The 14,414-nt window shown below is 45.0% G+C and carries 15 protein-coding genes; 2 read left to right on the top strand and 13 right to left on the bottom strand.

All coding sequences use genetic code 11. The features are described 5' to 3' along the window. Positions 1 to 18 precede the first annotated feature (18 nt). The 10 genes from ACXAGK_RS08205 to rpoE form a co-directional block, all read right to left on the bottom strand. The gene (locus ACXAGK_RS08205; RefSeq protein WP_474855529.1) at positions 19 to 846 is read right to left on the bottom strand and encodes a TatD family hydrolase; all 828 of its coding nucleotides are present in this window, start codon (positions 844 to 846) and stop codon (positions 19 to 21) included. Between the two features lie 101 nt (positions 847 to 947). After that, positions 948 to 1,586 (bottom strand): pyridoxamine 5'-phosphate oxidase, encoded by a 639-nt coding sequence (gene pdxH, locus ACXAGK_RS08200; RefSeq protein WP_474855527.1) that lies wholly within the window; start codon positions 1,584 to 1,586, stop codon positions 948 to 950. Between the two features lie 169 nt (positions 1,587 to 1,755). Next, positions 1,756 to 2,667, bottom strand: coding sequence for a GTPase Era (era, locus tag ACXAGK_RS08195; RefSeq protein ID WP_474855610.1), 912 nt, complete (start codon positions 2,665 to 2,667; stop codon positions 1,756 to 1,758). A 28-nt stretch (positions 2,668 to 2,695) separates the two neighbouring features. Next, entirely contained in the window at positions 2,696 to 3,382 is a 687-nt protein-coding gene (rnc, locus tag ACXAGK_RS08190) for a ribonuclease III (RefSeq protein WP_474855525.1), read from the bottom strand. Then, on the bottom strand, positions 3,382 to 4,284 hold the full coding sequence (gene lepB, locus ACXAGK_RS08185; RefSeq protein WP_179984000.1) for a signal peptidase I: 903 nt from the start codon (positions 4,282 to 4,284) through the stop codon (positions 3,382 to 3,384). The genes rnc and lepB overlap by 1 nt, the downstream gene beginning before the upstream one ends. Further along, on the bottom strand, positions 4,284 to 6,080 hold the full coding sequence (gene lepA, locus ACXAGK_RS08180) for a translation elongation factor 4 (RefSeq protein ID WP_179984001.1): 1,797 nt from the start codon (positions 6,078 to 6,080) through the stop codon (positions 4,284 to 4,286). Before lepA ends, lepB begins: the two co-directional genes overlap by 1 nt. A gap of 303 nt (positions 6,081 to 6,383) precedes the next feature. Next, positions 6,384 to 6,821, bottom strand: coding sequence for a SoxR reducing system RseC family protein (locus ACXAGK_RS08175; RefSeq protein ID WP_474805809.1), 438 nt, complete (start codon positions 6,819 to 6,821; stop codon positions 6,384 to 6,386). Positions 6,822 to 6,867: 46 nt separating this feature from the next. Then, positions 6,868 to 8,028: a MucB/RseB C-terminal domain-containing protein gene (locus ACXAGK_RS08170; protein ID WP_474855522.1), complete on the bottom strand. Its 1,161-nt coding sequence runs from the start codon at positions 8,026 to 8,028 to the stop codon at positions 6,868 to 6,870. Between the two features lie 124 nt (positions 8,029 to 8,152). Next, positions 8,153 to 8,734: a sigma-E factor negative regulatory protein gene (locus tag ACXAGK_RS08165; RefSeq protein WP_474855521.1), complete on the bottom strand. Its 582-nt coding sequence runs from the start codon at positions 8,732 to 8,734 to the stop codon at positions 8,153 to 8,155. Between the two features lie 99 nt (positions 8,735 to 8,833). Beyond that, positions 8,834 to 9,412 (bottom strand): RNA polymerase sigma factor RpoE, encoded by a 579-nt coding sequence (gene rpoE, locus ACXAGK_RS08160; RefSeq protein WP_012518957.1) that lies wholly within the window; start codon positions 9,410 to 9,412, stop codon positions 8,834 to 8,836. Positions 9,413 to 9,609: 197 nt separating this feature from the next. On the opposite strand from rpoE, the gene nadB reads away from it, so the two are divergent. Next, positions 9,610 to 11,295, top strand: a complete 1,686-nt coding sequence (gene nadB / locus ACXAGK_RS08155) for an L-aspartate oxidase (protein WP_474855519.1) — start codon at positions 9,610 to 9,612, stop codon at positions 11,293 to 11,295. 223 nt (positions 11,296 to 11,518) lie between these two features. Here the strand turns inward: nadB and ACXAGK_RS08150 are convergent, their stop codons facing one another. Genes ACXAGK_RS08150 through ACXAGK_RS08140 form a run of 3 tightly spaced genes read right to left on the bottom strand, consistent with a single transcriptional unit; the run spans position 11,519 to position 13,179 of the window. Next, the gene (locus tag ACXAGK_RS08150; protein ID WP_474855517.1) at positions 11,519 to 12,397 is read right to left on the bottom strand and encodes a MaoC family dehydratase; all 879 of its coding nucleotides are present in this window, start codon (positions 12,395 to 12,397) and stop codon (positions 11,519 to 11,521) included. Positions 12,398 to 12,410: 13 nt separating this feature from the next. After that, complete coding sequence (locus tag ACXAGK_RS08145) at positions 12,411 to 12,878, bottom strand: hypothetical protein (protein ID WP_474855515.1); 468 nt, start codon at positions 12,876 to 12,878, stop codon at positions 12,411 to 12,413. 49 nt (positions 12,879 to 12,927) lie between these two features. Next, positions 12,928 to 13,179 (bottom strand): FAD assembly factor SdhE, encoded by a 252-nt coding sequence (locus tag ACXAGK_RS08140; RefSeq protein WP_474855513.1) that lies wholly within the window; start codon positions 13,177 to 13,179, stop codon positions 12,928 to 12,930. Positions 13,180 to 13,366: 187 nt separating this feature from the next. Here ACXAGK_RS08140 and ygfZ point away from each other — a divergent pair, with 187 nt between their 5' ends. Next, entirely contained in the window at positions 13,367 to 14,413 is a 1,047-nt protein-coding gene (gene ygfZ / locus ACXAGK_RS08135) for a CAF17-like 4Fe-4S cluster assembly/insertion protein YgfZ (RefSeq protein WP_474855511.1), read from the top strand. The last annotated feature ends 1 nt before the right edge of the window (position 14,414 follow it).

The raw sequence follows: 14,414 nt of genomic DNA, 5'->3' as shown, positions 1-14,414 counted from the left end.
TTACACGAGATCGCAATTCTATTCTGCTTTAAACAAGCGAAAATAGTTTTGTGTTGTAATGGATATTGTTTGTTTAGGCGATATAGCGAAAAGCTTGTGTATTACATCAACCACATCAGATAGATACTGTGGTTTATTAGGGGTTCCCTGTCTGCCGTACATGGGCATATCTGGGGCATCAGTCTCTAGCAGTATTTTATCGAAGTGGTGCTCTAGCAGGTACTTAAGGGTATCTCGCGTTTTTTGTGCTCTTTCATAGGTTATCGTGCCACCTATTCCCAAGTAAAAGCCTCGCTCAATATAGGCTTTGGCCGCCTCCACACTACCCGAAAAAGCATGCACTACCCCAACACCTTGATACTTAGCATGCTTTAAGGCTTCAAGTAGCAAATGATGGCTTTTTCGGTGATGCAAAATTACAGGGAGCGCTTTTGTATCAGCGAGTTTCAAATGGGCGTTTAGCACTTTCTTTTGAAGCGTCAATGACACATCAATGTGCCCATCAATACCGGTTTCCCCCACTGCTTTTACCGAAGGATGCAGAGTGGCAGCAGCCGCTTCAAGCTGTTCGAGATTTTCATCAATTGCCTGCTCAGGTACGTCAGTGGTAGAACCTGTATTATCTTGATTGCTATCGGTCAAAAAATAAGGATGGAGACCTAGCGCGGTATCGATAGGCAAAAGGCTGCTGTGCTGCTCACTAAGCGCTTGAATTGCTCCCCAAGAACGTGGGTTAATACTTGGTGCCATTATGCGAGTGAGGCCTCCAGCTTTGGCACTTTCCAGCGCAGTATTAAGGTCTACTTTTGATGCAAGTAAATCGAGGTGGCAATGACTATCAATCATGGTGTTGCTCGCTTTACGCTTTACGCTCAATCAAATACTAAGTGCTTAAAATGTATAGCCATTGTATAAGACTAGTTACCCTATGCATTCAATATGAGCTTTTAAGGCATTAAGCGCTGTGTTGCCCATGCGCCATCTTCGGTTTTGTTATACTCAAAACGGTCGTGAAGCCTATCTTCTCCGCCCTGCCAAAATTCAATTTGATGAGGCACAATACGAAAGCCTCCCCAAAAGTCCGGCACAGGTAGTTCTTTGTTCGCAAACTTATCTTTTAACTGCTTAAATTGGGTAAGCAAAAGCTCTCTACTGCCAATTGGCTTGCTTTGTTTAGACGCATAGGCCGCCAATTGACTGTCTTTAGGGCGAGAGAAGAAATAAGCTGCATTTTCTGAAACAGAAAGCTTTTCAACGCTGCCACATACGCGAACTTGGCGCTCCATAAAGAACCATGGGAAGTGACAGGATACTTTTGGGTTAACCGAGAGTTCTTGCGCTTTTCGACTGCCAAGATTTGTAAAAAACACAAAGCCTTTTTCACTGACATCTTTTAACAAAACGATGCGTTGAGAAGGTTGGCCATTAGCGTCAACGGTGGCAACCGTCATCGCCGTAGGATCGGGTATACCCGCATCAATAGCGTCTTTCAGCCATTTATCGAACAAAATAAACGGACTTGAAGTAATATCTGCCTCACTCAAACTGCCTTTCGAGTACTGCCTGCGCATATCTGAAATTGCCATATACCGCTCCTGAGAAGAGATTACTATGATTAATAATGCTTATTGTAGATGTTTGTGCATACCTTTACGCGAATGCTTCTGGCTTCACGTTTACCAAGAGCACTTGAGAATGTAGCGCTAGTTAGCATTAGAACAAGGCTCAACGTACTAATGCTAACAAAGATTTAGGCTAAAAGTTGCTGTCGTCACCGTAGCCTAGTGAACGCAAAGCACGCTCATCGTCTGCCCAGCCTTGTTTCACTTTAACCCAAAGCTCCAAAAACACCTTATTGTCGAACAAGTTTTCCATATCTTTACGGGCTTGCTCGCCAATGGTTTTCAAATGCTTACCGCCTTTACCGATGATCATGCGTTTTTGCGTTTCGCGCTCAACCAAAATTAAGCCACTAATACGATAAACACCATTGTCTGCCATTTTGAACTGCTCAATTTCTACCGTAGTAGAGTAAGGCAACTCATCGCCAGTGAAGCGCATTAATTTTTCACGGATGATTTCAGCAGCCATAAAGCGACTTGAACGGTCAGTGATATAATCTTCTGGGAAGAAAAATTCACTCTTAGGTAACGACTTAGCCACTAAGTCTCTAATATCGTCTACCATTTTACCCTGTTTAGCGCTGATAGGGATCATGTGCTCAAATGGGTGTTTCTCACCAAGTTTTTGTAGGTGAACCATAAAGTTTTCTTTATCTTCAACCTTATCCATTTTGTTTACGATGAGGTAGCAAGGAAGGTTTGCCTGCTTAACTTTGCTTAATACCATTTCATCTTCAGCATTAAAGCGATCACCTTCCACGACAAACAGCACAAGGCCAACTTCAGCTAATGAGCTAGACGCGGCGCGGTTCATGTAGCGATTAATCGCGCGTTTTTCGTCTTGGTGAAGCCCTGGTGTATCAACGTAAATCGCCTGATAGTCGCCGTCAGTATCTATACCTAGAATACGGTGACGGGTGGTTTGAGGCTTACGTGAGGTAATACTTACTTTTTGACCCAGCAAACGGTTAAGTAGCGTTGACTTGCCCACGTTAGGGCGCCCGACTATGGCTACTAAGCCACAGCGAGTTTGTATATTTGGCATCTCTGGCATTTCAGGCAAATTTGACTCATCATGCGTTGTCATCAAGCTTCTCCAATGTTAAACGAGCAGCTTCTTGTTCTGCTTTACGACGGCTATTGCCAGACGCCACGACTGCCTTTGGTAGACTTTCTACTTTGCAGCTTACTTCGAAAGTTTGCGCATGGTCTTTACCGGAAATAGACAGCACCTCGTACGTTGGCAATGGCTGCTTGCGACCTTGCAGGAATTCCTGAAGACGTGTTTTACTGTCTTTAGGGTGGGCGTTAGGGTCGAGCATGTTTATGCGAGTCTCCCACAAACGGTCGATAACGCCACGCACTTCATCCATACCTGAATCGAGATAGATAGCACCTAAGATAGCTTCAACTGCGTCAGCTAAAATCGAGCTTCTGCGATGACCGCCACTTTTAAGCTCACCTGGCCCTAAGTTGAGTAATTCACCCACGCTGGCTTCTTTAGCGAGTTCAGCCAAGGTCTCGCCTTTAACTAATGTGGAGCGCATACGGGTAAGCTTGCCTTCAGGTACTGTTGGAAAACGCTTAAACAGTGTTTCCCCCACAATCATGCCTAAAATAGCGTCGCCCAGAAACTCTAAGCGCTCATTGTGCTGTTTGGCTGCACTGCGGTGAGTGAGCGCTTGTTCCAATAACGCCTCATTGGTAAATGTGTAGCCTATCGCCTTGTAAAGACGACGATATTTATCAATTCCCTGCATTAATGAATGCCACCTGCACGCTCAAATCGAATACCTGTTGGAACCCACGTAGGAAGAAAGTCTGAAGGGCTGCGCTCAAACTCAAAGGAAATCCAAATTGCAACGGCTTTTCCAACCAAGTTTGCATCTGGAACAAAACCCCAGAAACGGCTATCGCGGCTATTGTCACGGTTATCGCCCAGTACGAAATACTGACCTTCTGGCACTATCCACTCGTTACTTCGGGTTCCCGGTTGAGTGTAGAAATTAACCGGTGAAATTTCGCGAACGGGGTGGCGTAGAATATCATGCTCTACTGTGCCTAAATCTTCTGTGTAACGCATAAGTTGCGCCATGTCTTGTACAAACTCACCGCGCTCTTGGAACGTTAACGGCACTGCTTTTAACTTTGGACAATTGCTACCAGATTCACACTTAGGTTTGATGTAAACCTGCTTATTTTGATAAACCACGGTATCGCCCGGTAAACCGATTACGCGCTTGATGTAATCTATTGACGGTTCTTCAGGGTATTTAAAAACCACCACATCGCCGCGCTCTGGCACACCCGTTTCAATTAACTTGCTTCTGAAAACAGGGTCTTTTACGCCGTACGCAAACTTCTCAACTAAAATGAAGTCACCCACCAATAACGTAGGCATCATTGAACCTGATGGAATTTGGAAAGGCTCATATAAAAAGGAGCGCAATACCAAAACGAAAGCTATAACAGGGAATATCTGTTGTGAAGTGTCGACCAAGTACGGAAGCTGAGGGTCTTCTCCATAGCCCGCACCCTCTGCAGTCGCTGCAGCCTGTAAACGCGCTTTTCGCTTTGGCGCAAACACTAGGCTATCCACTAGCCAGACTAGTCCTGTTATTAAGGTGAGTGCCACCAAAATTAAGGAGAAATAATTTGCCATTATTTGCCCACCTTAAGTACTGCAAGGAACGCATCTTGTGGCAATTCAACATTACCCACTTGCTTCATTCGCTTTTTACCTTCTTTTTGCTTTTGAAGTAGCTTCTTCTTACGGCTTACGTCACCACCGTAACATTTCGCGATTACGTTTTTGCGCAGCTGCTTCACCGTACTTCTTGCAACAATATGGTTACCGATAGCCGCCTGGATAGCGATATCGAACATTTGGCGTGGGATAAGCTCGCGAAGCTTCTCTACCAATTCACGACCACGTCCCTGAGAGTTTTCTCTGTGAGTGATTACTGCAAGTGCATCCACACGCTCGCCATTAATCAGAATATCTACGCGTACCATATCTGAGCTTTGGAAACGCTTGAAGTTGTAATCAAGCGACGCAAAGCCACGGCTGGTAGATTTCAAACGGTCAAAGAAATCAAGTACCACTTCTGCCATTGGCAGTTCGTAGGTTACCGCCACTTGCTTGCCGTGGTATGTCATGTTGGTTTGCATGCCACGCTTTTCAACACAAAGTGTAATTACGTTGCCTAAGTACTCTTGAGGAACAAGAATGTTAGCTTCAACCATAGGCTCACGAATTTCAGCGATATCGTTCACTGGCGGCAGTTTAGCTGGGCTATCTACGGTAAGGGTTTCGCCCTTGGTTGTTTCAACTTCGTAAATTACTGTAGGTGCTGTAGTGATAAGACCAAGGTCATATTCACGTTCTAAACGCTCTTGAATGATTTCCATGTGCAGCATGCCAAGGAATCCAATACGAAAACCAAAACCAAGCGCTGCTGAGCTTTCTGGCTCATAGAATAGTGAAGCGTCGTTCAGACTTAGTTTAGCAAGGGCATCGCGGAAGTCTTCGTAGTCATCTGAGCTTATCGGGAAAATACCGGCATAAACCTGAGGTTTAACCTTTTTAAAGCCCGGCAGCATAGCTTCAGCTGGCTCGCGAGCCAAAGTAATGGTATCACCTACTGGTGCGCCTTGAATGTCTTTAATACCAGCTATGATAAAACCTACTTCACCAGCTCTTAACGTACCCGTATCTAGTGGTTTAGGTGTAAACACACCAATTTTATCCACCTGGTGAGTTTGTCCGTTAGACATTATCTGGATTTTGTCTTTCTTGCTAAGCTGACCTTCCACGATTCTTACCAATGAAACAACACCTTGGTAATTGTCAAACCACGAATCGATAATCAATGCTTTAAGTGGCGCTTCACGATCGCCTTCTGGTGGAGGGATCTTGTTTACGATAACTTCAAGCACATCCTCAATACCAATACCTGTTTTCGCTGAGCAGCGCACAGCGTCAAGTGCATCAATACCGACAATGTCTTCAATTTCTTCTGCAACACGGTCTGGTTCAGCCTGCGGCAAGTCGATCTTATTCAACACAGGTACCACTTCCATATCCATCTCGATAGCGGTATAGCAGTTTGCTAGCGTCTGTGCTTCAACGCCCTGACCGGCATCAACGACAAGTAGTGCACCTTCACACGCAGCCAATGAACGAGACACCTCGTAAGTGAAGTCAACGTGTCCTGGCGTATCAATGAAGTTTAGCTGATAGGTTTCACCGTCGCGCGCTTCATAGTTCAGTGTCACGCTTTGCGCTTTAATGGTAATACCGCGCTCTTTTTCCAAGTCCATTGAGTCGAGAACCTGCTCGGCCATTTCGCGATCGGTTAGCCCTCCACAGTGCTGAATTAGACGGTCTGACAGCGTAGACTTACCGTGGTCAATGTGGGCGATAATACTGAAGTTACGAATGTGCGATTGTTGCATAATGCTGGAAATTACCTGCAGAAAAATTCATTAAACAAAATATGCTGCTTGCCTTGGGTTCAGGCTTATACGCAGCGCGAGCGGATTTTACCCATTTCTGGCACGAAAAGCGAATTGGCATGGCGGAAATTTTAATACCCATGCACGCAAAGCGTATAAAAGTGGCAACTTGGCGTGGCTTTACCCGCCTGCCTTGAAATTTGAAGCATGTAAAGCACTGCTAATTTGGGGCTCTACAGCGTATATGAGCAAATAAAAAGAGCTAAACCTACTTATGAGCAGGTGCTTCGCTCAGTTTAGGCCTTACTGGCCTAATAAAACGGGTTGATATTTCGTGCGCTCAACTCGCTGTAACTTGTAAGCAATGAGCTTGTAAGTCAGGAAAGTCGCCAAAGCGCTTGGACCCAGTGCCCATAATTCATGGCTAAAACTTGTGGAGCTAAGCAGTGATATAAAAACTGAATACGCGCCAATAAAAACAATAAGCGGTAACAAATATAAGAAAGCCGAAGCACTTAAAATACCCGCTTCGGGTATGCCCACAGTCACCTGCTGACCGACCCGAACTGGCATAGGTGTACGTAGCGTTAATTGCTGAGTCTTAGGTGCAATAGCACGAGAAATGACACCGGTACCACAATCACTTTGTGCCTGGCATGCATTACAGGTGGACTTAATTGCCGCTTCAACTGTTACCGTATCTCCATCAACGGCAACCACAGTGGCGGTTTCTTTAATCATATTTGCTCTTTATTACCGTGTTTAAGTGCAGCTAAACCTTAGCTCTCTATTGCCCTGCATTGGCAACAGGTCGTAAAGACGTAGCAATAGCATTAGCAGTCTGTAGTGGAATTTCCCCTACTACCGTCACTTGGGCTTTCCCGTCGGTCAGCGTTAAAAAGGTGCTGACTTCGTTTCGTAACGCAAGGGTTTCGCCGAGCGCATCTTCGGCTGGCTGAACATAAACAGATACGTCCACTAGGCCATCCGAAAAGAGTTTATATTCTACGACCTGCCCTGTTAATGCTAAGCGTCTTGTATCTTGCTTTATTTCTCGCATGCCCGACGGCAAATATGTGACATCCCATTTGTGTGCTCGGCTTGGGGTATTACTCAAAGCCATAGGCGCTGGTAATGATGCTGAGTTTATTCGCGAGAAATATTCCGCAGGTTCAGGCGATATGGCAAAGGCGGTAACTTGAATTTGCTCTAATAACGCCCCTTGCAAATCAAGCATATTAAGCTTCAGCAACATACCAGAGGATTCATCGAGCCATAGTTGATAGCCAAACCGTGTGTTATCTCGGCTGACAATACGAATTTGCTGTGCTGAACGCCCTGCCACCCGCGCTCTTCCAACAGCGACAAACTCATAGGCTGAACTGAGTTGTTCTGGATGGTAGAGCAATGCACTAGGTATTGGACCATTTATATGCTTTGACCGTAGGCTGTAAGGTTGAACGTCGGGTTCAAATACGCTCACTACATCATTAACGCGAATAAGCTCGCGACCAGGCCCATTTTGAAGATTTAATTGCTCTAGTTCAGAACCATCCTCCATTATCCCATGACGCCACAGGTAAGGAACCGTTTCCTTTCCTGCGACAGTCTGCACAAAAGACACTTGGAAATTGGCGTTGGTAATAATGTTTTGTAGTTCGGCCAGCCACTGATTCGCTGACTGAAGCTGTGGCGTGGGAGAAGCATCCTCGTTGCGACTTTGTTCAGTTTGCCTTTGAAGTCCTTCTCCTTGCTTAACACCCTCCCCTTGGGAAACGTTTGTGCCGGTATCGGAACTGTCTTCTGATTTAGCATCGCTAACACTATGTGCTTGAACTCTTGCACCAGAAGAACTCGCCACTTCGCTGGGTGCCGTTGCATGAGAAAACGTGGGATTGATAGCCCCGCCCGAAATGAAAAAAAGTGCAAGGATAGAACTACAGCGCATTATTCCCGCCTTAAAACAAACATACCAGCAGTATATGCTGGTATGATTAAAATATGAAATGCATCTTCATCGCACTTAAGAGCGAAGGCACATTTCACCTCATTTTGACTAGCTCAACGAAAATCTATGGTCGCTCTGGTCCACTTGTTTCGTTTTCACTCTCTTCTTCCTGCGCTTGCTTGAGTTTTATTTGCTGCTCATGGTCAGCAATTAGCGCATTTATTTTGCGCTTTTTCTCAAGCATTTCGTTCATATCATTGCGCGGTAAGGTTCGGGTTTGCTCCAAACTCACTGGAGATAATCCGCCTTGGGGTGCAATCGTTGGCGCTGTCATAAATGGCTCGGTTGGCGCTTCCTGGTTGGTATATTGAACACCAAAAATAACTGCCACCGCCACAGACGCAGCCACTGCAAACTGACCTGACTGCTTCGCAAAAGGAACGACACTGCCAATTAGTGGAATTGACTGCCAACGCGAGCGTTTAGGTGCGACAATCGCCGGTTCATTTTCAAGCGCAGCTGCTACGCTGGCTGTGATGTCCAACTGAGGGGCTACGCTTGCCTCTTTTCGCATTGCACCGCGATACACGTGGTAACGTTGCCATTTGGCTTGAAGCGCTTCATCTTGCTTGATAGCGTCGATGATTTCATTGCCTTCTATCTCACCATCCATGAATGCGGACAATTTTTCTTGCTGTTGCGTCATATATTCATTTCCAGATCAAAGTGATCGTTAACTACCCTAACACAGCTGTTAGTCATCGTGGAAAAAAGAAAGTTCATCTTTTTTTGATTTTATTTCTTTTTAATTTTCTAACAACGGTTGAATAACTTTATCAATCGCCTCGCGAGCCCTAAAAATACGGGATCTTACCGTACCAACAGGACACGACATTACATTTGCGATTTCTTCGTAGCTCAACCCTTCAATTTCGCGCAACGTAATCGCCATGCGCAAATCGTCCGGCAGCTTCTCAACTACCTTAAACAGGGTTTCTTCAATTTCCTCAGATAACAGGCTTCGCTCGGGTGTAGATTGCTCTTTTAATGCATCACTACCTTCGTAAAAATCTGCTTCGTCAGCATCGACATCGCTTGCAGGCGGCTTGCGACCTTGAGATACAAGATAGTTCTTGGCACTATTAACCGCAATGCGATAAAGCCAAGTATAAAAGGCACTGTCGCCACGAAAATTAGGTAAGGCACGGTATGCTTTAATGAACGCCTCTTGCGTTACATCAGCAACGTCACCGGTATTTTTTACATAGCGAGAAACGAGATGCATCACTTTATGCTGGTAACGAGTTACCAATAAGTTAAATGCATTTTTATCGCCACGCTGTACTTTTTCGACCAGTTGTTGGTCGGTTATCTGCTCGCTCATTCGAGCCATTACTCCCTACTTCAACTACACAATAGCTCTAACAAGCATGTGTATAGACGCGCTCTTTTTACAAAAGTTCTGTAAAAGCATTAAATTTTTAAAAAAATGCTTAGGTCAGCAGGCAAGAATGATTGTGTTTTGCTACTCATCCTTTAGACTTGCCGAACCTTTGCTCGTTTGAATTGATATAAAAATACATGAAATCTGTATCGTCTTCACTAACTTCCACTTCAAATGCAATAGAACACCGTTGTGACGTATTGATTATTGGGAGTGGCGCGGCTGGATTAAGCTTGGCGCTAAAGCTTGCCGACCATTGTCAGGTTATTGTACTTAGTAAAAGTGATCGCAATGAAGGCTCCACCCGCTATGCACAAGGTGGTATTGCAGCCGTATTCGATGAACAAGACTCCATAGACGCTCACGTAACGGATACGTTAGCAGCAGGCGCTGGGCTTTGTGAAGAGCCCGCCGTTAGGTTTACTGCGGAGCGCGCAAAGGCATCTCTTGAATGGCTTATCGGCTATGGCGTACCCTTTGATACAGAAAAAAGCGAGTCCGGCGAGGAACGCTTTCACCTTACCCGAGAAGGTGGGCACAGTCATCGCCGAATTCTTCATGCCGCTGACGCAACAGGTGAAGCACTTCAAATTACATTGAATGACGCAGTGTCGACACATCCGAATATCCATGTATTCGAGCGCTACAATGCTATTGACCTTATTCCTTCAAAAGAGAAGAAAAACAGTGTTGTAGGTGCCTACGTTTGGAATAGGCAACAAGAACACGTGGAAGTGATACGCGCGCCTTTCGTAGCCTTGGCCACTGGTGGTGGCAGCAAAGTTTATCAATATACCTCTAACCCTGATGTATCAAGTGGTGACGGGATCGCCATGGCATGGCGCGCTGGCTGCCGTGTAGCTAACATGGAATTTAACCAATTCCACCCTACCTGCTTATTCCACCCGCAGGCTCGTAATTTCTTAATTACTGAAGCACTACGCGGGGAAGGCGCAAACCTCTGCCACGCCGATGGCACCCGCTTTATGCACAAATTTGATGAGCGAGGAGACTTGGCGCCCCGTGATGTAGTCGCCCGCGCTATTGACTATGAAATGAAGCGTTTAGGCGCTGACTGTATGTATCTGGATATCAGTCATAAGCCTGCTGACTTTATCGTTAAACACTTTCCTAATATTTATCGCAAGTGCCGCTCTCTTGGTATTGATATTACCCGTGAGCCTATTCCAGTAGTACCTGCTGCGCATTATAGCTGTGGCGGGGTAATGACCGACTTCAATGCTAAAACCGATTTAAATAATGTGTACGCAATTGGTGAAGTTGCCTATACAGGTCTACACGGCGCTAATCGTATGGCGTCTAACTCTTTGCTTGAATGTGTGGTGTTCGCAAGCGCCGCTGCAGACGATATAATTAAAAACCTTAACAAGGCAGACTGTGAAGAGGCAATTGCGCCGTGGGATGAAAGCCAGGTATCAAACTCAGATGAAGAAGTTATCATTCAGCATAACTGGCACGAACTTAGACTATTTATGTGGGACTACGTAGGGATTGTACGCACTGATAAGCGCCTTGAACGGGCCATGCGCCGAATCAAACTGTTAGAGCAAGAAATTACTGAGTATTACTCACATTTTAGAGTAAGCAATAACCTGCTAGAGCTTCGAAACCTTGTTACGGTTGCAGAACTCATTGTGCGATGCGCGATGGAACGCAAAGAAAGCAGAGGCCTACATTTCAATCTGGACCACCCTGAACAATTAGATAATCCAGTTCCCACGATTCTTACTCCAAGAAAGCAATTGTCGGGCTCTGACGTAGGTTTATTAATTACTCAAGACAGCTTTTCTGGCGCCGACTAACACATAGCGATACACGCTTGCTAATGTAATTTAGGGCTTATGTTTAAATTAAAAACGCCTGCCCAAGCGAACGGATGCTTTAAGAATACAGCACTTGCAAACAAACAGTGCTATTTAAAAACGGCCAAAAAAAAGAGAGCATATTTGTATGCTCTCTCATTCACTCTTTCAGATGTCTTTTCTTAACCCTGGATTTGATATTCAGTTCAGGGCTATCACCCTTTTAGAGTTTTTCTTGATTAAACGCCACGCTCGCTGATAAATGTACAAGGCTATCGTCACTATCGGTTACGTCTAACAGCGCACTAGTATCCGTTTTACAGTGTTGTTGAATATGAATGTCGTTAGGCAAGAAGACAGGCTTTTTAAAGCGACAATTTACTTCTTTCACGGTTATGGATTGACTGTCTTCTTGGTGACTTACAAACGCTGACACCGCACGAGATAAGGTCCACATTCCGTGTGCTATGGGCTGTTTGAACCCAAAGGCTTTGGCAGATATGGCAGACAAGTGAATAGGGTTATAGTCTCCCGAAAGCTTAGCGTAGCGTCGTCCGGTATTTGCCGATGCATTAATTTCAGCAATTAGCGCTCTATCTTCAAGGTTACATTCGTCACTTAGGTCGTTTTTTGGGCCAAGTGGCGCAACATGAACGGCTTTAACTTTCACCAAATAGCTACTTATGGCCCGATAGACCAGATTGCCCGACTGACGTGCTTCTAGCATAACGTCCACTTCCCACCCGCGGCTATGGGGTCTCACGTCGTGAAAGCGCACGCGACATTCAAATGGCTCGCTTAAATCACAATGCTCTAGCACAAACACTTTGTTCGCAGCGTGAATCAAACCAAGTAAAGGAAATGGGCTTTGTTTGTCTAGCAGGCATTGCATCTGTAGCGGTAACGAAAGCATCTGCAAATAAAGAGGATGAGCATGCTCATTCGCCGGCCAATCGACTTCTTGACAAAAAGAAGCATAGTGCACGTTATCGACATTGAGCGTTTTTGTGTATATGCGCTGCGGCAACGTAGGCGGCTTAAACTGCATAAGTTGCCTAGCGTCAACGCGTTTGAATAACGCTTTAGTATACTCACGAAACATCTGTTAAATTCCTTTAAGGCGTCGCTTTTCTTGCGAAAATAATGGCTCTTGCCAACCTGCGGTAGTCTGCCTCACAGCACTCACCTTTTAAGACCCACGTCAAATGGTTATGACCTTTTTCAAACCAATGCCGTTTATGACGCAATACGTTAATGCACATTCCCCAAGTAAATAACTGGGAAGACTGATGAATCTTCATCGATGTGCCATCGGATAAAGCATCGGCTAACACACTGGGCATGGTCGTGCTTCTTGGTTCCAAAGGGAGCGTACTATCGTCAATAGCGCGAATAATACCATCGCTGGTCAACAAGAGTGCATATTGAGTAGTAGAAACATTGTTACTAAACGCATCATAAAGACGCCAGACTATCATTAACGTAGCCACGGCAGCTATGCACACTAATTCTGCGGTGAAGCTCAGCCAAGACCATAGGTATTGAGGAAGGCTGCATAGTGCTGCCACAAGGCAAACGGCCACGCATAATTCCCCAAATACTTTTCTAAATCTATTGTGCTTTATGCTAACTCTATACTTTGACACGATTAACAATAGTCGCCACCATGGCGGCTAATTTAGGATCTTCGCACTTTTGATGTCCCATTATCCAAGCAAACAAATCCGGGTCATCACTGGTAAGTAAACGTTCAAATGTTTCTTGGTCTTCGTAACTTAGTGAGTCAAAGGCTTCTTCTACAAAAGGAAGCAATAGTACATCTAACTCTAGCATGCCTCTGCGGCAGGCCCACTTTAACCGGGCTAGTCTTTTTGGTTCAAACATATGTCTTTAATACCGTTTTTTATTCACTACCAATAATACCATGCACTGCGGCCGGGGATCACTGCTCTTTTGGTCTGATAGGCAAACTAAATAGAACTTAATCTGTACACATTAGTGCGTATTACCCTTGAATATTGCTACTTTTACCATACCTTGAGTACATACAGCGAACTTTACAGTGGTGAATATGACATCTATCGCAGCATTACAAAATCTTCCTCAAGAGTTTATGGTCGAGCTTTCAAACACCATGATAATTTCTTTGGAAGGAGAACAGGCCGACAGTTACCTTCAGGGGCAAATTACGGTCAACATTAATAAGCTAGACGAAAACACTGCCAGGCATTTTGCGCATTGTGACAACAAAGGCAAGACGTGGTCTACGGGGTACGTGACCCGACACTTAAGCAAGTTATTGATGCTGACAAATGATGATGCGGGCAGCCATTCGTTAGCCCAGCTAAATAAGTATGGCGTGTTTTCTAAGGTCGATATCGTTGACGACTCGCAGGCTTACAGCGCTTACTTCATTTCACTCGATGCTGCAAAGTCTGATGAGGTAAACGCCCTTTTAGGACAACTGTTTTCAAGCGATGAAGTCGCACAACTTGTTGAGGGCGATACCGCAGATAAAGTTATGCTGCCGAAAATAGAAAGCGAGCATGGCGTGGCATTTGTCGCCAACACTACTCGCAAAGGCATTGTTGTTCTTTTAGATGAAACCGGCACAAAGCAATTAAACACGTTAATTGAAACAAAAACTGTAGCTTGTTATTCCCACGTTGTGTTTGACGCCATTCAGATTGAAAGCGTACATGCCTTAGTACAGGGTGAAGCGGTGGCGGAATATGTACCACAAATGATTAATGTACAGGCGCTTAACGGTATCGACTTTGATAAAGGCTGTTACATGGGACAAGAAGTGGTTGCGCGAACACGATTTTTGGGCAAGAACAAACGTGCCGCCTACAGCTTCAAACTTGAAGAACGAGTAGATATCAAACCTGGCGATAGCCTTGAAAAGCAATTACGTGAAAATTGGCGTATAGCGGGTAAAGTATTGAATGTTGCGTCGCTCGATAACGAAACCTGGTTTATTGCCGTGTTAAATAACGACACTACCACCGAAGATTTACACAGACTGGCTGATAACAACGCCATTACCTGTTACCCTAATAGCTTGCCGTACAGTATTGAGCAACAAGCAAGCAATATTGTGAAAAAACGTCGATAAG

This window comes from Alteromonas sp. ABM1_013 (genome assembly GCF_056160505.1).
This window is presented reverse-complemented; position numbering and strand designations above follow the sequence as displayed.

What these genes read in the sequence shown, in the direction of transcription:
- ACXAGK_RS08205 (WP_474855529.1), bottom strand. Translation starts at nt 846, where the DNA reads ATGATTGATAGTCATTGCCACCTCGATTTACTTGCATCAAAAGTAGAC.
- pdxH (WP_474855527.1), bottom strand. Translation starts at nt 1,586, where the DNA reads ATGGCAATTTCAGATATGCGCAGGCAGTACTCGAAAGGCAGTTTGAGT.
- era (WP_474855610.1), bottom strand. Translation starts at nt 2,667, where the DNA reads ATGCCAAATATACAAACTCGCTGTGGCTTAGTAGCCATAGTCGGGCGC.
- rnc (WP_474855525.1), bottom strand. Translation starts at nt 3,382, where the DNA reads ATGCAGGGAATTGATAAATATCGTCGTCTTTACAAGGCGATAGGCTAC.
- lepB (WP_179984000.1), bottom strand. Translation starts at nt 4,284, where the DNA reads ATGGCAAATTATTTCTCCTTAATTTTGGTGGCACTCACCTTAATAACA.
- lepA (WP_179984001.1), bottom strand. Translation starts at nt 6,080, where the DNA reads ATGCAACAATCGCACATTCGTAACTTCAGTATTATCGCCCACATTGAC.
- ACXAGK_RS08175 (WP_474805809.1), bottom strand. Translation starts at nt 6,821, where the DNA reads ATGATTAAAGAAACCGCCACTGTGGTTGCCGTTGATGGAGATACGGTA.
- ACXAGK_RS08170 (WP_474855522.1), bottom strand. Translation starts at nt 8,028, where the DNA reads ATGCGCTGTAGTTCTATCCTTGCACTTTTTTTCATTTCGGGCGGGGCT.
- ACXAGK_RS08165 (WP_474855521.1), bottom strand. Translation starts at nt 8,734, where the DNA reads ATGACGCAACAGCAAGAAAAATTGTCCGCATTCATGGATGGTGAGATA.
- rpoE (WP_012518957.1), bottom strand. Translation starts at nt 9,412, where the DNA reads ATGAGCGAGCAGATAACCGACCAACAACTGGTCGAAAAAGTACAGCGT.
- nadB (WP_474855519.1), top strand. Translation starts at nt 9,610, where the DNA reads ATGAAATCTGTATCGTCTTCACTAACTTCCACTTCAAATGCAATAGAA.
- ACXAGK_RS08150 (WP_474855517.1), bottom strand. Translation starts at nt 12,397, where the DNA reads ATGTTTCGTGAGTATACTAAAGCGTTATTCAAACGCGTTGACGCTAGG.
- ACXAGK_RS08140 (WP_474855513.1), bottom strand. Translation starts at nt 13,179, where the DNA reads ATGTTTGAACCAAAAAGACTAGCCCGGTTAAAGTGGGCCTGCCGCAGA.
- ygfZ (WP_474855511.1), top strand. Translation starts at nt 13,367, where the DNA reads ATGACATCTATCGCAGCATTACAAAATCTTCCTCAAGAGTTTATGGTC.